Annotated in this window: 17 protein-coding genes and 1 pseudogene; 6 read left to right on the forward strand and 12 right to left on the reverse strand. The window is 66.7% G+C overall.

Annotated elements, in window-relative coordinates:
* The first annotated feature begins 138 nt into the window (after positions 1–138).
* Positions 139–585, forward strand: coding sequence for a hypothetical protein (locus HWX39_RS02360; protein WP_347879562.1), 447 nt, complete (start codon positions 139–141; stop codon positions 583–585).
* A 229-nt stretch (positions 586–814) separates the two neighbouring features.
* Entirely contained in the window at positions 815–1,345 is a 531-nt protein-coding gene (locus tag HWX39_RS02365) for a YcxB family protein (protein ID WP_175965385.1), read from the forward strand.
* 89 nt (positions 1,346–1,434) lie between these two features.
* Here the strand turns inward: HWX39_RS02365 and HWX39_RS02370 are convergent, their stop codons facing one another.
* The 3 genes from HWX39_RS02370 to HWX39_RS02380 all read right to left on the reverse strand — a co-directional run bounded on the left by HWX39_RS02370 (position 1,435) and on the right by HWX39_RS02380 (position 5,352).
* Positions 1,435–3,054, reverse strand: a complete 1,620-nt coding sequence (locus HWX39_RS02370; protein ID WP_175965386.1) for a histidine-type phosphatase — start codon at positions 3,052–3,054, stop codon at positions 1,435–1,437.
* A 179-nt stretch (positions 3,055–3,233) separates the two neighbouring features.
* The gene (locus HWX39_RS02375; RefSeq protein WP_175965387.1) at positions 3,234–3,668 is read right to left on the reverse strand and encodes a phosphatase; all 435 of its coding nucleotides are present in this window, start codon (positions 3,666–3,668) and stop codon (positions 3,234–3,236) included.
* A 325-nt stretch (positions 3,669–3,993) separates the two neighbouring features.
* On the reverse strand, positions 3,994–5,352 hold the full coding sequence (locus tag HWX39_RS02380) for an NAD(P)/FAD-dependent oxidoreductase (RefSeq protein ID WP_175965388.1): 1,359 nt from the start codon (positions 5,350–5,352) through the stop codon (positions 3,994–3,996).
* Between the two features lie 100 nt (positions 5,353–5,452).
* Here HWX39_RS02380 and HWX39_RS02385 point away from each other — a divergent pair, with 100 nt between their 5' ends.
* A complete protein-coding gene (locus HWX39_RS02385) occupies positions 5,453–6,406 on the forward strand; it encodes a LysR family transcriptional regulator (protein WP_175965389.1) in 954 nt (317 codons plus the stop codon).
* 33 nt (positions 6,407–6,439) lie between these two features.
* Here HWX39_RS02385 and HWX39_RS02390 read toward each other — a convergent pair whose 3' ends face one another.
* On the reverse strand, positions 6,440–6,646 hold the full coding sequence (locus HWX39_RS02390) for a hypothetical protein (RefSeq protein ID WP_175965390.1): 207 nt from the start codon (positions 6,644–6,646) through the stop codon (positions 6,440–6,442).
* A gap of 193 nt (positions 6,647–6,839) precedes the next feature.
* On the opposite strand from HWX39_RS02390, the gene HWX39_RS02395 reads away from it, so the two are divergent.
* Both HWX39_RS02395 and HWX39_RS02400 read left to right on the forward strand, forming a co-directional pair.
* Positions 6,840–7,757, forward strand: coding sequence for an AraC family transcriptional regulator (locus HWX39_RS02395; RefSeq protein WP_175965391.1), 918 nt, complete (start codon positions 6,840–6,842; stop codon positions 7,755–7,757).
* 217 nt (positions 7,758–7,974) lie between these two features.
* Positions 7,975–8,862: an NAD(P)H-binding protein gene (locus HWX39_RS02400; protein WP_175965392.1), complete on the forward strand. Its 888-nt coding sequence runs from the start codon at positions 7,975–7,977 to the stop codon at positions 8,860–8,862.
* A 34-nt stretch (positions 8,863–8,896) separates the two neighbouring features.
* Here the strand turns inward: HWX39_RS02400 and HWX39_RS02405 are convergent, their stop codons facing one another.
* Both HWX39_RS02405 and HWX39_RS02410 read right to left on the reverse strand, forming a co-directional pair.
* On the reverse strand, positions 8,897–10,099 hold the full coding sequence (locus HWX39_RS02405; protein WP_175965393.1) for a benzoate/H(+) symporter BenE family transporter: 1,203 nt from the start codon (positions 10,097–10,099) through the stop codon (positions 8,897–8,899).
* 182 nt (positions 10,100–10,281) lie between these two features.
* Positions 10,282–11,307 carry a fatty acid desaturase gene (locus HWX39_RS02410; RefSeq protein ID WP_175965394.1) on the reverse strand — a complete coding sequence of 342 codons (1,026 nt, stop codon included), beginning with the start codon at positions 11,305–11,307 and terminating at the stop codon, positions 10,282–10,284.
* 300 nt (positions 11,308–11,607) lie between these two features.
* Here HWX39_RS02410 and HWX39_RS02415 point away from each other — a divergent pair, with 300 nt between their 5' ends.
* Entirely contained in the window at positions 11,608–12,435 is an 828-nt protein-coding gene (locus tag HWX39_RS02415) for a PhnD/SsuA/transferrin family substrate-binding protein (RefSeq protein WP_175965395.1), read from the forward strand.
* A gap of 167 nt (positions 12,436–12,602) precedes the next feature.
* Here HWX39_RS02415 and dbpA read toward each other — a convergent pair whose 3' ends face one another.
* From dbpA to HWX39_RS02445, 6 genes and pseudogenes are all read right to left on the reverse strand, one after another.
* Complete coding sequence (gene dbpA, locus HWX39_RS02425; protein WP_060358332.1) at positions 12,603–14,000, reverse strand: ATP-dependent RNA helicase DbpA; 1,398 nt, start codon at positions 13,998–14,000, stop codon at positions 12,603–12,605.
* Positions 13,997–14,194 carry a hypothetical protein gene (locus tag HWX39_RS02430; RefSeq protein WP_175965396.1) on the reverse strand — a complete coding sequence of 66 codons (198 nt, stop codon included), beginning with the start codon at positions 14,192–14,194 and terminating at the stop codon, positions 13,997–13,999. Before HWX39_RS02430 ends, dbpA begins: the two co-directional genes overlap by 4 nt.
* A gap of 274 nt (positions 14,195–14,468) precedes the next feature.
* A complete protein-coding gene (mqo, locus tag HWX39_RS02435) occupies positions 14,469–16,130 on the reverse strand; it encodes a malate dehydrogenase (quinone) (protein ID WP_175965397.1) in 1,662 nt (553 codons plus the stop codon).
* A 511-nt stretch (positions 16,131–16,641) separates the two neighbouring features.
* Entirely contained in the window at positions 16,642–16,929 is a 288-nt protein-coding gene (locus HWX39_RS02440) for a hypothetical protein (RefSeq protein WP_175965398.1), read from the reverse strand.
* A 64-nt stretch (positions 16,930–16,993) separates the two neighbouring features.
* Positions 16,994–17,141: pseudogene (locus HWX39_RS36740) on the reverse strand (Lrp/AsnC family transcriptional regulator); the annotation flags it as partial.
* 39 nt (positions 17,142–17,180) lie between these two features.
* The gene (locus tag HWX39_RS02445; RefSeq protein ID WP_175965399.1) at positions 17,181–18,050 is read right to left on the reverse strand and encodes a mechanosensitive ion channel family protein; all 870 of its coding nucleotides are present in this window, start codon (positions 18,048–18,050) and stop codon (positions 17,181–17,183) included.
* Positions 18,051–18,336: the final 286 nt, after the last annotated feature.

Consider the following 18,336-nt stretch of genomic DNA (forward strand, 5'->3'; position numbering starts at 1 on the left):
ACGCGACCCTCTTCTTTGCGTTTTCGGGCGGACAGGAAAGCGACTCGGGGTCGCTGGGCGGCTATCCGGTCCGAAAAGCAGGGCCTCGACATCGTCTATACGCTGCCGCGCGATCATTCGCTGAGCGTCGGCGATCGCGTGACCTGGCGCATCGACTGGACGCGGCGGTACCGGCTGATGCGTCTGCACTTCGCGGCGGAAATGGTGCTGCAATTGGTCTATCGGCTCAGGCCCGGCATCGAGCGCATCGGTGCGCATATCGGGCAGGACAAGGCGCGCATCGATTTCGCGAGTGACGCGAGCCTGGCGCCGCTGTTTCCCGAGATCGAATCGGCCGCGGTCGACCTGTCAAAGCGCGACCTGCGCATCGTGACCGACTTCAGCGACGTCGACGCACAACGCCGATACTGGACAGTCGACGGCTTCGCGACGATGGCGTGCGGCGGCACGCATCCGGCGTCGACCGGCGAGATCGGCATGCTGACGCTCAAGCGCAGGAATACCGGGAAGGGCAAGGAGCGGATCGAGGTCATGCTGGTCGAACCGGAGAGGGCCGGCGGGCGGCGGGGCGAGAAGGTTTCGTGACCCTCGGAAGGGCGCGCCCGAAAGGCTGAGGGCCGTCACCGATACGCAATTCGGCAAAGCCCTTGTTCCGCACATGTATATTGACGGCCCATGCATCGAATGGCCGGCGATTTCGCGTGGCTTCGGTTGCAGGTCACCCTGCGCACGCGTCGCCGGCTGTCCGGATCGCGGCGCTTGTGGTGAAACATCCCGCGCAAGCATAAAAACAGCGACCATTCCGAGCCCGCGCATGAGCGATACCGAGATCGTATTTCAATTGACCGTGGATGACCTGGTCCACGCTTACCGCCTGAATCTTTGGCGCAGATATCACTGGAAATATCTGCTCAAGTCATTCGCGATCGTGGTGATCGCGTACATCGTCCTGTTTTTCGGTGGCTTCCGGGTGGTAACGGGCGCTTGGCTGGAATGGCGCAATGTCTGGTGGATAGCGGGAATCGCGGCGGTGGTGACGATCGGCGTGCCGTTGCTCAATCATCTGGCGTTGCGTCGTGCCGCTCGCAAGATCTACCACCAGCAAAAGACACTCCATCAGCCGCACACGGTCGTCTGGCGCAGCGAATGTTTCGTCGTCGAAACCCCGACCTCGCGCGAGACACTTCGCTGTGAAGATCTGGTTCACTGGAGCGAGGATCGTTATGTGATCCTGCTTTATCAATCGGCGGTGATGTTCCGCCTCATACCGAAGCGGGGGCTTGCGGAGCCGCAATTGGCCGCGCTGCACCGGACGCTGCTTCAGAACGGCGTCCGCAAGATCTAGCGAACCGGCGAGCGCACGCTGAAACCCGGACGCGCTGCGTCGTGCGGGTTTCGAACGTGCTTGTCGCGGCATGCGCGTCCCGCGTCACCTCACTGATACCCGTAACACTGCTTCAACCCCGCGTAGTCGTAGAAGTGGCTGCCCGGCGCGATCTTCGCGCCGTCGCACGCGGCCTGGAAATCCGTTTCGCGTTCGTTGTACAGCATCTTCACGATGAGACGCGAGCCGTTGCGATAGACGTCCCACTGCATGTTTGCGGCCATCGGCGACACTTGGTCACCGCGCCACGGGTTGTTCGCGTACGTGTAGGTCTGCGCCTGCGGCGTCGGCACGAACACGTTCTTCAGGTTCATGATCGATGCGAACGGAATCACGACCTCCGCGTGCGTGAAGCGCAGCTTCGCGGCGCGGGTCAGGTCGCCGCGTGCGATCGCATCGACTTCGCCGAAGAAATCGTCCTGCAACACCTTCGCCATCCGGTACGTGACCGGGTTCGCTTCCTGGATGCCGGGCCCCTTCTGGTAGTAGTCCTCGGCATCCTGCAGATATGCGAGGTACTGCGCCTGCTCGGCACCGATGTACTTTTCCATCGTGACGCCGCCGGTTTCCGCCGTCATCGCGGGCGCGACCTGCAGCAGGTTGTACAGCACGTTCACCGCATCGACGGCCGTCGCGATCTTCGTCTTGCCGTCGCCCTTCAGCGTGTTGGTGAACTTGCCGTCCGCCGACGTGAATGCATAGGTGCCCGTGTTCGCGAACGTGTAGCCGTCGGTGCCGAGCTTCGCGATGAATACCTGGGACACGAGTGTGGACAACACGGTTTGCGCGATGTCGGCTGCCTGCGGCGCGGCCTTGATCGCGTTGAGCTTCGCGGCCACCGTCGCGTCGTTCGCATAGGCCTGGTAAGCCTGGCTCGCCTGGTAGGTCGCGTAGTACGGATTGCCTGTATCGGTCACGAGATCGGTGGCCGGCTTCAGCGAGTGGAAATACAGCAGGAAGCGGTTGGTGCCGGCCGGCTGCGCGACCGGCGCGTTCGCGGGATAGCCGGACGGCGCGGCGGGCAGCGTGATCGCCGTGGCCAGCGCCGGCTGTGCAGCCACGAGCGACGCGGAGAAAACCGTCGAGCTGTCGACCGCGCGATCCTGGCCCGAGTTGACGACGACGACCTGCCGGTTGCCGGCCGTGAACAACGCGGGCAGCCGCTGCGCGAGACGTGCGGCGAGCTGCTGGTGTTCGCGGATGCCGGTTTGCGTGAGGTTGCCATACCCGGGCGTCGAGATGCCCGCCACGCCATAGCCGAGCAGCGCATTGGCCTTCATCATCGCGTACGTGTCGGCCTTGAGCTGCGCGCCGAGCGCGGTCAGTGCGCCGTCGGCCTCGGCCTTGACCAGCATCGCGTAGATCGCGCCGTCGTACTTGAAGCCCGACAATCCACGCGAGCCATGGCGCGCGACGAGTTCCGTATAGACGGGCGCGTAGCCGGCGGGCGGCGCTTCGTACGTTGCGGCGTCCTGCTGCGGCCGGTACGGCGTCTTCGTCTGGTAATAAGTCGCGGGTGTCGGCTTGGGCTGAGGCTGCGGCTGCGGCGCGGGCGTCGAACCGCTGTTGTCGGCGGAGGCCGCGAGGGGTGTCGAGTCGTCCCCGCCGCAGGCGGCGAGCAGCAGGCAGGTAATCGCGAAGGCGGTGGCGGTGCGGATCGGGCGTGTCATCGTGGCGTGCAACGGGCGGGACGATGCAGGTTCGCGTCGTCCCGTCTCCGGGAGGGATCGGTCAAGCCCGGAAGTGTTGCAAGCGACTTTGACAGCAGAATGTCAGAAATGAGTCGGGCAATCGTCGGATTGCCGCCGGATCGCGGCAGGCCGGCCACCGCCGGCCCGTGTGCCGGCGTTCAGTGCAGGCCGGCCGATACGATCGAGCGCACGGTGTCGGTGATGTTCACGCAGCGCGACAGGCCGAAATGCTCAGCTTCGCGGCGTTCCGGTTCGCTGCTCGCAATCGCCACCGCGCGCTCGGGCGGCACGCCGAGTGCCTGCAGCGCGACGTCGAAAGGATGCCGGTTTGATCCGGAGTCCTGCTGATTGGCGTCCGTGACGACGACCGAGAAGCGGTCGAGGTTCGCGCGGCCGAACTGGCCTTCGAACATGTCGCTGAGCCGTGCGGCCGGCAGCGTCGTGACGAGACCGAGTCGATATCCTTCTTCCGATGCCCGGTCGAGCCACTGGATGATCGCGTCGCGTTGATGGCGCGACTCATGCGAATCCGGCGTTGCTTCGATTTGAGCGAATGCTGCGTCGAGACGGGTGACGATGGCTTCGATAACCACGGTGATTCCTCTTCAGAGACGTGATGATCCGTTCGCCGACGGGAATGCCACACACCTTAGCGTCGATCCCGAAAACGCGACCAATTAATATTTATATCCGACCCATACGATTCGGCTAATGAATGGGGTGGCGAGCCAATGCGGGCGCGGAATGCGTGTCGCACCGCATGTTCCGCGCGAAGCGCATCGTATCGACGGCCTTCGATGTGATGCACCCGATTCGCGCACGCGGTGCATGCACCGCACAGGTGCGCATGAAAAACGGCATATCGAGCAATGCACGCCCGATATGCCGTCTTGCGACACCGCGTGTGAACGGGTGCGATCAGTGCAGCTTGATCGATGGCTGGTTGCGGCTTTGCAGCCAGTGGCTCAGCGACTGGAACAGCGCACGCTTCACGCCGACCACGCTGAACAGGTGCTTGCGATACAGGAACTTGTACAGCCCGATCGCGGCAAGCCCATCGACGATCAGCGAGCGCGAACGCACGCTGATGTCGGCTTGGTACACGGCGCCCGCGTGCCCGAGCGACACGACGGTGCCCGCATCGCGGAACGTGAAGCCGGCCACCGGCTTGCCGGCGACCCGCCGCGCGAATGCGTTCACCAGGTACACGGCCTGCTGATGGGCGACCTGCGCGCGCGGCGGCAGGAAGCCGTTCGCACCGGCCGTCGGGCATGCGGCGCAGTCGCCGAACGCATACACGTGCGGGTCGTCCGGCGTCTGCAGCGTATCGGTCACGATCACCTGGTTCGAACGATTGAGCGCGATATCGCTGATCTGCTGCAGGAACGCGGGGCCTGCCACGCCGGCCGCCCAGATCGTGATGTCGCTCGCGAGCCGTTCGCCGGTCGAGGTCGTCACGGCGTCCGCGCCGACTTCCGCCACGCGTGTATCGGTCAGCACGTCGACGTTCAGCGCGCGAAGCTGCGCGTGCATCTTGCCGGACAGCCGCTCGTCGAGCGCCGGCAGGATGCGCGGGCCGCCTTCGATCAGCCGGATATGCACGTCGCGCGCGGACACCAGCGCCTTGAAGCGGTACGTCGTCAGTTGCTGGATCGCATCCCGCAAGGCCGCTGCCAGCTCGACGCCCGTTGCGCCCGCACCGATCACGTTGATGCAGATCGGCGCCGCGCGCCGCGCGGGCTGCTGCTCGGCCAGGTGATTCGCCTTCGTGCAGGCCGCGAGGAACTTCCGGCGGAAATCCTCGGCCTGGTCGAGGTTTTCGAGTGGCAGCGCGTGGCGCGCCGCACCCGGCACGTTGAAGAAGTTCGTCACGCTGCCGACGGCGAGCACGAGATCGTCATAGCCGAGCTCGCGCTGCGGCAGGATTTCCGTGCCGTCCGCGTCCTGCACGGCCGCGATCGTCGCGGTGCGGGCCGTGCGGTCGACCCGCTGCAACGCGCCCTGCACGAAGCGGAAACCGTGACGCTTCGCTTGCGCCGCGTATTCGATCGTGTGCGATGCCGGGTCGCGGTGGCCCGACGCGGCTTCGTGCAGCAGCGGCTTCCAGAAGTGCGTGGGGTAGCGGTCGACGAGCACGACTTCGGCTTGCCCGCGGCGTCCGACCGTATCGCCGAGACGCGTGGCGAGATGCAGGCCGCCGGCGCCGCCGCCGACGATCACGATGCGCGGCAGGCGCGGTGCGCGGCCCGTTGCAAGGTTGGGCGTGCTGTTGTCCATGTTGGGCTCCCGCTGAATGACGATTCGGATGACATTGCTCAAGAACCGACGATATAGTTTTGAACCTACGCGAACAATTTAATGTTTATAAGCGACTCATATGTATTCACTTATAGGAAAGACCGCGACGTTCCGGCAGCTGAAGGCGCTGGACATGATTGCGCGGCTCGGCAGCGTGTCGCGGGCGGCCGAGGAGCTGAACCTGACGCAGCCGGCCGTGTCGCTGCAGGTTCGCCTGCTCGAGGAGGCGGTGGGCGCCGCGTTGCTGCAACGGGTGGGGCGCGGGGTGCAGTTGACCGCGGCCGGCGAGATCGTGTCGCGCTATGCGCGCGAGATCCTGCATCTATGGAGCGAGGCCGGCGACGAAGTGGCCGCGCTGACGGGCGATCTCGGCGGCACGCTGCGGATCGGAGCGATCACGACGGCCGAGTACCTGATTCCGCCGCTGCTCGTGAAATTCACCGCGACGCGTCCGCATGTGAAAACCTATTTCAAGGTTGGAAATCGCGACGACATCATCCGCATGCTCGCAACGCATGAAATCGATCTCGCGGTGATGGGCAGCGCGCCGAAGGAACTGCGCACGCATGCGGTCGAATTCGCGAAGCATCCGATGGTGTTCGTCGCGGCGCCCGGGCACCCGCTGATGCAGCGCAAGCGTGTCGCGCTGAAGGATCTCGAATCCGCGCACCTGCTCGTGCGCGAACGCGGCGCGGGTACGCGCTCAACCGTCGAGAGCCTGTTCAAGAATGCCGGTTACCGGTTCCATGTGGGCTCCGAACTGTCGAGCAACGAGGCCATCAAGCAGATGGCCGAAGCGGGGCTCGGCGTTGCGTTCCTGTCGCTGCACGCGTGTGCACTCGAACTGCGCACCGGGCTGCTCGGGCAACTGCCGTTTCCCGGCAACCCGATCGAGCGCGAATGGTATGTGGTCACGCTCGCCGACCGGCGCATTTCGCAGGTCACGGGGCTGTTCCGCGATTTCCTGATCAAGCAGGGCGCACCGGTGATCGACGGCGCGATGGTGGCGCTGCACGAGCGGCGGCGCAGGTAGGTGGACGATGCAGGCCGGATGGCCACGCGCGGGTCAGACGAGCCCGAAGTCGTCGTTGCTGTCGGGGATCGACGCGAGCAGCCGTTCGAGCCGGTACCAGCCGACGATACGCAGGCACCAGGCGGCGAGCGTGGTGCGGTCGTCGCGGGAGCGTGAGCGGGAGCCGGATGACGGGCGCGGGGCGGCGGAGGGCGAGCGCACGGTGAACGCTGCGCGTTGGACAAGGCACTGATGGGGCATGACGGTCTCCGTAGGTGTCGGATGGGGTCATCGTAAGCGGCGCGGCGCCCGCCGGCGCGCACGCAAGGATGGCCATGAGCAGGAACGGATGATCTTTTCCTGCTCGACCCGGGCGCGCCGCCGGCGGGCCGGCAGGCGGCCCGAAAACGCGTCACAATGCGCGTTCGACATCCCCATCCACTGGAGGAAGGCCATGAGCGATGCGATTTTCGCGGCGCCGACGGACAACGGCGTCCCGGTCAGCCTGCGCTCGAGCCGCGGGCTCGGCTGGCAGGGCTTCGGCGCGTCGCTGCTGCAAATCCGCGCGGGCACTTACCGGATTCCGGCGGCCGAGCATCACCGGATCGGCGTGCATATCGGGTCGCCCGTTCGCGCGGATTGCGTGTGCGACGGCGAGCGCGTGTCGCGCATCCAGGCGCATGGCGACGTCGACGTGATTCCGGCAGGCTTGCCCGGCCAGTGGACCGACAGCGCCGACTGCCGGATCCTCCATATCGCGCTCAGCGACACCTTCGTGCGGCGGACCGTCGAACAGCTCGAGCTGAAGTCGTCGCAGGGGCAGATCCGCCGCCGGCTGCAGGTGCGCGACCCGCGCCTGCAGCACATCGCATGGGCGATGGCCGCCGAACTCGAAGCGGAGGACGCGTCGGATCCGCTCTATGCGGAAAGCCTGTGCACGGCGCTCGTCGCGCGGCTGGTCGACGGCCAGCCGGCGTTCCGCGAGCGCCGCCGCACGCTCGCGCCGAAAGCGGCCGCGCGCGTGATCGACTATGTCGAAGCGAACCTCGACCGGCGCATGACGCTCGCCGAACTCGCGGCGCTCGCGTCGATCAGCGTGCCGCATTTCAAGGTGCTGTTCCGCGAAACGCTCGGGATGCCGGTGCACCAGTACGTCGTGAGGCGGCGGGTCGAGCGCGCGAAGGCGTTGCTGCTCGAAGGGCGGCTCAGTATCAGCCAGATCGCGCTCGAAGCGGGGTTTGCACACCAGAGCCACATGGCGAACTGGATGAATCGCGTGCTGGGCGCGACGCCGACCGAGATTGCGCGATCGGGGGCGCGTGGGGGGCTGCGGCTCGCATATGACGGTGAGGGCAGCGGAAACGAGGCATAGCGAAGCGATTGCGCCGCGCCGGATATGAGGTGCCGCGTGCGCCTTCGGCTCGAGGCAGACTGTACGATTCGAAGCGACAGGCGAAGCAGTGGGCAACCCGCATGGCAGCTGCCACCGAATCCGCCATCTTTTCCTGCTGTATTCATCCCTCCTTGCGCGCCGTTCCCTCTGTCCGACCCGACAATCACCTCACCATCATCTCCCCCAGGAGCGAATCGTGTTCGTGATCTTCGGTGCATCCGGCAACGTCGGCCAGTCGACCGTGACCGCCTTGCGCAAGGCCGGTCATCCCGTGCGCGCGGTGTTGCGCGACCCACGCCATCGTGAACGTTTCGCGCAGCTCGGCTGCGACGTCGTGATGGCCGAGCTGACGGACGCGAACGCGATCGCGTCGGCAATCGACGGCGCACAGGCCGTGCAGATACTGTGCCCGGTGCCCGTCGCCGACCCCGATCCGGCCGTGACGATGACGCGGACGATCGATGTCGCGACCGCCGCGCTCGCGGCCAATCCGCCGCCGGTGCTGCTCGCGCTGTCGGACTACGGCGCGGAACGCGACGGCAATACGGGCATCACCCGCCTGTTTCATCACTTCGAGGAGCGGCTGCGGACGATCCCGACGCACGTGACGCTGCTGCGTTCGGCCGAGCATCTGCAGAACTGGACGCGCATCCTGCCGGTCGCGCTCGGCACCGGCGCGCTGCCGAGCTTTCACCATCCGGTCGGCAAGGTGTTCCCGACAGTCTGGGCGCCCGATGTGGGGGTGATCGCGGCGCGGCTGCTGCTCGATGCGCCCGAAGGCGGCAACGGGCCGCGCATCGTCAGTGTCGAAGGGCCGCGAAGGGTAAGCGTGACGGCGATCGCCGACACGCTCGGCGCGGCGGCCGGCCGGACCATCGTCGCGCATGAACTGCCGCGCGACACCTGGGCCGCGACGCTGCTGCGTGCGGGCCTCAGCGAGCGCCATGCGCAGTTGATCGTCGATCTCTACGACGTGCACAACGCCGGGCAAATCGACGTCGAGGCGGGCGTGTCGGAGCGGCTTTACGGCACGACCACGCTGACCGATGCGCTCGCGCAGCTGGTGCGCCAGCACGCGCGGTGACCGAAGCGGCGGCGCGCGATGCGCACCACGTGCATCACGCCTGTCGCCGCACCTTGTTCAGTACCGCATACGAAAGCGACCCGATCACGATCCCCCAGAACGCGGAGCCGAGCCCGAGCCACGTCATGCCCGACGCGGTCGCGAGGAACGTGATCAGCGACGCCTCGCGGTGATTCTCGTCCTCGAAGATTCCGTGCACGTTCGCGCCGATCGCGCCGATCAGCGCGAGCCCCGCGAGGATCGCGACGAACGCCTTCGGCAGCGCGAAGAACACCGCGACGATCGTGCCCGCGAAAAGCCCGCCGATCAGGTAGATTGCCCCGTTCGCGAGCCCGGCGATGTAGCGCCGGTGCGGATCTTCGTGCGCGTCCTTGCCGGTGCAGAGCGCGGCCGTGATCGCCGCGACGACGATCGTGATCCCGCCGAAGCACGCGACCACGAGCGACATCACGCTGGTCGCCGTGATGATCGGTCGCGCGGGCGTGTGATAGCCGGACACGCGCAGGATCGTCATGCCCGGCAGGAACTGGCCGGTGAGGCTGACGACGACGAGCGGCAGAGCGAGGCTGAGCGTCGTGCCGAGCGTCCATTCGGGCGCGATGAAGATCGGGTGCGCGATGCTCGCCGACACGTTGCCGAGATGCGTCATCCCGAGCAACGTCGCCAGCGCGGCGCCCGTCAGCAGCACCAGTACGATGCTGTAGCGCGGCAGCGCGCGCTTGAAGATCACGTAGGCCGCGATCATCCCGAACGCGAGCGCGGGCTGCTCCGACGCCGCAGCGAACGCATGCGTGCCGAACGGCAGCAGGATGCCGGCCATCATTCCGCACGCGATGCCGCGCGGAATGTGGCGCACGAGCCGGTCGAAATAGCCGGTGACGCCGATCAGCAGGATGATCAGCGCGGCCGTGATGTACGCGCCGACGGCCTGGTTGAGCGTCAGTTGCGGAAACAGGCCGACGAGCAGCGCGGTGCCGGGTGCCGACCACGCGGTGATGACCGGCACCTTCAGCTTCCAGCTCGCGAACAGGCCCGAGATGCCCGCGCCGATCGAGATCGCCCAGACCCACGACGACACCATCGCGTTCGACGCATGCGCCGCCTGCGCGGCCTGGAAGAAGATCGCGAGCGGGCCCGCATACGAAATTAGTACTGCGAGAAAGCCTGCGGTAATCGCGGAGACGGACCAGTCGTTGCCGATCGCGCGGATTGCGCCGGGCGGGGTGTTCAGTTGCATCGTCGTGGGGGCGTGCGGCGCGCGGCCGGGACAGAGCCGGGGCGAATGATGGTTGGAAGCCCCGGACGAGCCGTCATTCTGGGCATTGCCGACGCAATTGGCAATGCGCGGACGGGAGTGATGTTGTCGGCGTTTCGTAAGGAAGGTGCGGCGGGCGGACGAATCGGCGCCTTCGCCGCCCGTCACGTACTGATCTGCAACACCTTGTCGACCACTGCCACCTTGATCCCGCTCCCCGTCGACAACGACGCCGTGCCCTGATCGAACGGGTGCACGGGCGTATCGGTCGGCGTCCACGCATGGCGCGCGAGCAGCTCACGATAGCCGCCGCGAATCACGAAGCCGCCGCATTTCTGCGCATACGCGTCGCGGCGCATCCGGTATGCGCGCGGCAGGTCATACCACGGCAGCTTCGGCAGGTCGTGATGGACGAGGTGATAGTTGTTGTTCAGGTACAGCAGCCGCATCGCGAAGCCGGCTTCATTGATCGCGATGCGCGCCTTCGGATGCGGCGCGGCGCGGTGCTCGTACAGCGAGCGGATCATCGCAATCGACAACGCGGGCCACGTGACCGCGAGCAGGTAATACCACCACGGCACGCCGATCGCCCATTGCAGCCACGCGAGCAGCGCAACCACGCAGGCGATGTGCGTCGCCCACATCGGCAGATAGCGGAAGTCGCCGCGGCGGAACGCGGCGAATGCGTCGACGCACATCGCGGCGATGCTCAGCGGCGGCCCGGCGACGCATCGTCCGATGAACGTCTTGCGGGCGACCGTCAGCACGCGCCGCCAGCGCGGCAGCTGCGCCCAGCGTTCGCGTGTGACGTAGTTCGTTTCGGGATCGACGCCCGGCACCGTCAGGTCCTCGTCGCGATGATGGTCGAGATGCGTGTCGCGATACAGCGTGTACGGATACCAGACCGTCAGCGGCGGATAGCCGAGCAGCTTGTTCACACGCGCGGAGCGCGTCGGATGGCCGTGCAGCAGCTCGTGTTGCAGCGACAGGTGCCACGCGCCGAGCAGGATCAGCGGCGGTGTCGCGGCCGCGAGCGTCAGGGTTCCGTCGCGTACGAGCAGCAGCACGGCGAGCCAGCCGCCGTAGATCGCGACGACCAGCAGCCAGGTCGGCCACTCGGTGCGGGCGGTGAAGCGGGTGTCGAGCGCGGCGATCGCACGCGCGTGGTCGACGTCGAAGTATTCGGCCATGGCGTTGAGGCGGGATTGAACGGCAGTGCGGAGAACGAGCGGTTGAACCGGTGCGCTCGGCCCGGGTGCGCAGGTGTCTCGCGGATCACGGTCGGCCTGTCCGGGATCATGCGCGGTGGCGAAGCGCGGGCAGGCATCACAACGGTACCGGGATCGCGCCGCGCGGCCAACCAATCGATTCGCATTTGCTTATCGTCGCGCGGCCGATAAGCTTCGGGCGCGCGGCGCCCCGTTCGGCCCCCGTTTTGCCGGGATCGAACCGGATTCCGCTGCGCGAGCGGCAATGCGTAGAATGCCCGCATGAGCCCATGGATCGCCGCCCTGCCGATGTACAACGTGACGCCGCGCCACGACGCGCTGTGGCGCGCGCTGCTGCGCGATGCACTCGATGCGTTCGCAAGCGCGGGCGGCGGGCCCGCCGAAGTGGCGCGTCCCGATGAACCCTTCGACGACTTGCATGCGCTTTGGCGGCGCGATGATCTGCTGCTGTCGCAGACCTGCGGCTATCCGTACCGGATGCTGGGCTTGCGCGATGTCGTGCGACTGATCGCGACCCCCGTGTTCGATGCGTACGGTTGCCACGGCGCGCACTACAGCAGCGTGCTGGCCGTGTCGGCGCGCGCGCATGCGGGCGGCGCGACGACGCTCGCCGCTTGCCGGGGGCTGCGGGCCGCCTTCAACGGCCGAGATTCGCACAGCGGGATGAACGCGCTCCGGCATGCGGTCGCGCCGCATGCGCGCGACGGACGATTCTTCGGATCGGTTGCCGTGCTCGGCTCGCATCTGAACGTGCTGCGTGCGCTGGCTTCGGCGCAGGCCGATTGTGCGGCGATCGACTGCGTGACGTTCGCGTACGTGCGCGACGCGCTGCCCGGATTGCTGGCGGACATCCGGATCATCGGGATGACGGCATCCGCACCGGGGTTGCCGTTCATCGCATCGCGGGCGCTGGCGGACACACAGGCCGCCGCGTTGCAGGATGCGCTCGACCGCGCGGTGTCGGCCGATGCGGAACGGGCGCGCGTGCTGCGGCTGAAGGGATTCGAACGGTTGTCGCCAGCCGATTACGACACGATTGCGCGGTTCGAGCAGCAGGCGGCAGCGTACGGTTATCCCGCGCTGGCCTGAGCGCCGCGGGCAGCGTGCCCGCGCCGACGCCGCATACGTTCTTCAGATGCGCGACGTGCAGCGTCGCACCGGGCGGGTCGTGCCCGTCGATGATGTGCTGGCGAAGCGGGTGGTACGCATGGTCGCTGAGCGTGCGCGCCGCGTGGCTGTCACGGCGCGCGCCGGCATCACTCTTCGTCCATCAACCGGACCTTGACCCGCTTGCCCTTGATCTTCCCTGCATTGAGCTTGCGCAGCGCGTCGCGCGCCACGCCACGCTCGATGGCGACATAGGTCGAGAACTCGGTCACATTGATCTTGCCGATCTGCTTGCCGTCGAACCCGGCGTCGCCGGTCAGCGCGCCGAGCACGTCGCCCGGGCGGATCTTGTCCTTGCGCCCGCCGAGGATCTGCAGCGTTTCCATCGGCGGCGTCAGCACGCCGTCGTCGGCCGGCTTCAGTTCCGCGAGCGGATGCCATTCGACGTCGCGCTTCTGCGCCTGCTCGATCGCACCCACGCGGCCCATCTCGTCCATGCTCGCGAGGCTCAGCGCCCAGCCGTCCTGATCGGCGCGGCCCGTGCGGCCGATGCGGTGCACGTGCACTTCGGGGTCGGGCGTCACGTCGACGTTGATCACCGCTTCGAGCTGCGCGATGTCGAGCCCGCGCGCGGCGACGTCGGTTGCCACCAGCACCGAGCAGCTGCGGTTCGCGAACTGGATCAACACCTGGTCGCGTTCGCGCTGGTCGAGCTCGCCGTGCAGCGCGAGCGCGTGGAAGCCCTGCGCGTGCAGCACGTCGAGCAGGTCGCGGCACTGCTGCTTCGTGTTGCAGAACGCGATCGTGCTCACCGGCCGGTAGTGGTTCAGCAACTGGCCCACCGCATGCAGCCGCTCGTTTTCCGTCACTTCATAGAAGCGCTGGCGGATCTTGCTGTTGTCGTGGCGCTCTTCGAGCTTCACTTCCTTCGGGTTGCGCAGGAACTGCTGGCTCAGCTTCGCGATGCCGTCCGGATAGGTCGCGGAGAACAGCAGCGTCTGGCGCGTGGTCGGGCACATCCGTGCGACCTTAGCGATGTCGTCGAAGAAGCCCATGTCCAGCATCCGGTCGGCTTCGTCGAGCACCAGCGTGTTCAGCGCGTCGAGCTTCAGGTTGCCGCGATCGAGGTGATCCATGATGCGGCCCGGCGTGCCGACGACGATATGCGCGCCGTGCTCGAGGCTTTGCGCCTGCGGGCGCATCGGCGTGCCGCCGCACAGCGTCAGCACCTTCACGTTCTCTTCGGCGCGCGCGAGGCGGCGCACTTCCTGCGCGACCTGGTCGGCGAGTTCGCGCGTCGGGCACAGGATCATCGCCTGCACGTCGAAGCGGCGCGCATCGAGGCGCGCCAGCAGCGCGAGCGAGAACGCGGCGGTCTTGCCGCTGCCCGTCTTCGCCTGTGCGATCAGGTCCTGGCCGGCCAGCGCGACCGGAAGGCTCGCGGCCTGGATCGGCGTCATGTCGACATAGCCGAGCTGCGCGAGGTTGGCGAGCGTGGCGGGCGTCAACGGCAGCGCGCTGAACGGCGTGGCGGTCGGCTGGGTCATTCGAGGTCTCCGAGGTAAGGCTTGCCTTCCATCTGTTCGTAGACGACGGTGCCGTCGTCGCCCTCGAAGCGTTCGAGGTAGTTGCGCGCGCCGCATAGCGGGCAGCGGAACAGCAGCCCCTGGCCTTCGTCCTTGATGACGACCTCGGACTGCTCCCACTGCGTGCCGCAGCTCTGGTTTCGGCAGGTAAACACGGTCTTTCTCCAGCTGAATTCGGTTGATGGCGCGCCCGGGCGGGCGCGGCAACGGCGGGCGGCGCTCGCGCGGCTCGGGCGCGGGCCGCACCGGGCGTCGCTTGGATCGCGTCGATGCGGATGATGGATCGGGCGGCGACAGGGTCGCGCGTGCCGCAATTCTAGCGGAAGCGGGCGACGCCGCCCGTGCCTCCGGCGCGTGCCATGAAAAATGGCCGCCCCGGAGGGCGGCCATGTCGTGCGGCGCAACGGCGCCGCGCGGCGGTCTTGCGCGTTACAGCGCCATGTCGGTCGCCGCCTTCGCCGGGCGGGCCGGCGCGGCGCCGGTCGCCTGCGACGGGACGTTGACGTCGATCTTCGGCGGCGGCGAGAGCTGCAGCACGTCGCTGGTGTACGTCCATTCCTCGACGACCTTCGCCGGGCTGTCGTTCAGCTTCGTGCCGTAGCTCGGCACGATCTGGCGGATCTTCTGCTGCCACTCGGGCGTCGCGACCTTGTCCTTGAACACCTTCTTCATCAGGTTCAGCATGATCGGCGCGGCCGTCGACGCGCCCGGCGATGCGCCGAGCAGGCCTGCGATGCTGCCGTCCTGCGACGCGACGATCTCGGTGCCGAGCTTCAGCACGCCGCCCTTCACCGGGTCGCGCTTGATGATCTGCACGCGCTGGCCGGCCTGCCACAGGCGCCAGTCTTCCTTCTTCGCGTTCGGGAAGTATTCCTTCAGCGCGTTGAAGCGGTCGTCGTCGGACAGCATCAGCTGGCCGGCGAGGTACTGGACCAGCGGGAATTCGTCCACGCCCACGCGCATCATCGGTGCGACGTTGTGCGTGTTGGTGCTCTTGAGCAGGTCGAAGTACGAACCGTTCTTCAGGAACTTGGTCGAGAAGGTCGCGAATGGCCCGAACAGGATGATCTTCTTGCCGTCGATGATCCGCGTGTCGAGGTGCGGCACCGACATCGGCGGCGAGCCGACCGATGCCTTGCCGTATGCCTTCGCGAGATGCTGCTTCACGACGTCGGGGTTGTCGGTCACGAGGAACGAGCCGCCGACCGGGAACGCGCCGTAGTCCTGCGCCTCGGGGATGCCCGACGCCTGCAGCAGGTGCAGCGCGCCGCCGCCCGCGCCGATGAACACGAACTTCGCGTCGACCGATTGCGCCGGTTCATCCGAGTGCAGCTTGACCCACGTCACGTGCCACGTGCCGTCGGCATTGCGCTTGATCTCGCGCACTTCGCTCGACAGCGACAGCGTGAAGTTCGGCTGCGTCTTCAGGTAGCCGACGAACTGGCGCGTGATCTCGCCGAAGTTCACGTCGGTGCCGATCGGCGTCCACGTTGCCGCGACCTTCTGGTTGCGGTCGCGGCCCTCCATCATCAGCGGCACCCACTGCTTGATCTGGTCGTAGTCTTCCGAATACTGCATCCCGCGGAACAGCGGGCTGGCCTGCAGCGCTTCGTAGCGCTTCTTCAGGAAGCGGACGTTGTCGTCACCCCACACGAAGCTCATGTGCGGCGTCGAGTTGATGAACGAGTGCGGGTTCTTCAGCACGCCCTGCTTGACCTGCCACGCCCAGAACTGGCGCGAGATCTGGAACGACTCGTTGATCTCGACGGCCTTCGAAATGTCGATCTTGCCGTCCGCCTTTTCCGGCGTGTAGTTGAGTTCGGCGAGCGCAGAGTGGCCGGTGCCGGCGTTGTTCCAGCCGTTCGAGCTTTCCAGCGCGACGCCGTCGAGGCGCTCGACCATCGTCATCGACCAGTCAGGTTGAAGCTCGTGCAGCCAGACGCCGAGCGTCGAGCTCATGATGCCGCCGCCCACCAGCAGGACGTCGACCTTCTTCGTATCGGCGGCATGCGCGGACGACGCGGCGACGCACAGCGCGAGCGCCGACAGTATTACCCGTAACGTTTTGATCACAGCAGATCCCTTTTTCAACTTGGATGCATCGGTTTGCCAAGCCGCCCGGCGCGTGTGTCGATCGCGGCGAATCGCGTATCCGGAGATCCGGATCGCGAATCCGGAATTCCGGATCGACGCGGCCCGCCGTTGCATTTGCGCACGCGAAGCCGTCGGAAGGACACCTTCGGATCGGCTTCCTGCGGGCAGGCAAGCGCCTGCGTCACAGTGGCGCACAACGCGCCCGGGCCCTTGCGGCAAGCCTGGGCGGAAGGCGCTTCAGGCTGCGTGGAAAGAGGCCGCGCGCGACGCGTTTTGCGGGAGCGGGGTGGCAAGGGGCGCGTAATGTAACCGAACTCGTTTGCTGTGTCACAAACGAAAAATACCGTTGTTTTTGTGGGGTTTTTTGCGTGTCCGGGTTTCCGGAACGACGGTCGCGGGAAGCGGGAAAGAGGGGGGTGATCGAGCGGGATCGGGAGGGAATTTCGGGGGGGCGTCGCGTCGTGTCGCGGCGGTGCGCCGCGACACGATCGCGTGACGTCACGTCACTTTACTGCGCGGCGCCGTTCCGGCAGAACTGGTCGTATGCTTGCGCCGAATTCGCGAAGCCCTTTTGCTTGGCGAGTTCCCACGGGCGCTCGCATCGCTGCGTTGTTTCGCACCACGAATAGCCGGCCGACGGGATGCAGCCGTGCGCATCGCGATCGCTGCCGACCATCGGCGGTGCGGCCGGCGCCGGCGATGGAGCCGGCGGCGTGGATTGCGCGGCACAGGCGCTCAGTGCCAGCGCGCAGGCCAGCGTGGCGGCCAGCGACACGGAAGGGAGGAATCGCGTCATAAAGTAGCGCTCCATGGGATGAGTTTCGGAGAGTCGGGGGCGGCTTGCACGTTCGTCGCGCCGTTCAGTCGCCTGGCACCGGCACGCGTGACGAGAACTTTACCTCGCGCAACGCGAGGCTCGACTGAATCGACGAACCACCGGCCTGCTTGCGCAGCACGCGCTCGACGAATTCCGCGTACGCGATCGAGATCGGCCGCGACGACCTGCATCGCGCTCGAGAAGATGCCGGGCTTCGCGGCCTTCGCCGTTTAGAGCGCGCGCGTTTGTGCGCGGTCGGCGCGACGCTCCGTGTCGTGCACGACGTGCAGCTCGCGCGTGCGGATCGGCAGCGCGCAATGCGCGTCGGCGAGCGTCTTGCGCACCTGGCGCGCGATGCGCCAGCGCATCGCCCAGAAGTTGTCGGTATGCGTCCACACACGGATGTTCGCGACGACCGTGCTGTCGTCGAAGCGCATCACCATCACGTCCGGCGCGGGATCCTGCAGCACGTCGGGATCGGCCGCGGCCAGCGCGCGCAGCGCGTCGAGCGCACGATCGATATCGTCATGCACCGACACTTCCACTTCGAGATCGAGGCGGCGGGTCGGGTTGCGCGTGTAGTTGCGGATCGAGCTGCCCCACAACGCGCTGTTCGGCACGTATTCGCAGATGCCGTCCGGCTTCGTCAGCCGCGTCATGAACAGCCCGACCTCGTCGACGGTGCCCGCGACGCCCGTGCCGCCGTCGATATAGTCGCCGACCTTGAATGGCCGCAGCAGCAGAAGCATGATGCCGGCCGCGATGTTCTGCATCGTGCCCTGCAGCGCGAGCCCGATCGCGAGGCCGGCCGCGCCGAGCACCGCGACGATGCTCGCGGTTTCGATGCCGAGCTGCGACAGCGCGCCGACGATCGCGACGATGCGGATGCCCCAGACGGCGACGTCGCAGAGGATCGGCCGCAGCGTGTCGTCGACGCGTTCCTTGTTGGAGAGCAGACGGTTCAGCCAGTTGCCGATGCGTTTCGACAGCCACCAGCCGGCGACGAGCAGCGCCAGGCCGGCGCATAGCTTGATGGAGAGGGTGGACAGCGCGTTCCACAGGAACGTCCAGCGTTCCGGGTGCAGGTGATCGAGCAACATGACGGGATTCCGGTTTGAAGACACAGTGCGCGATGCGTCGCGTGCCCGCCGTGGTCGGGCAGGCTTGCGGCTGACGCGCCGGCAGCGTTCGACCGTACACGGCGCACAATGGTTCGCGTGAATAGGTGGGGTCGAATGCCGTGTAGCCGGGTCACCGTGCCGCGAAATCGCGATTTCGATTTAGTACTAAGCGGCTGTGCGTTCAAATGCGACTAGTCCTATTCAGCTGCGTCGATCACGCCGATACACTCGGTTTTACGTTGCCGGGTCGCACCGATCGTTCCTC

Origin of the sequence: Burkholderia sp. BCC0322, from assembly GCF_902833045.1 — a bacterium.
Taxonomy (GTDB): domain Bacteria; phylum Pseudomonadota; class Gammaproteobacteria; order Burkholderiales; family Burkholderiaceae; genus Burkholderia.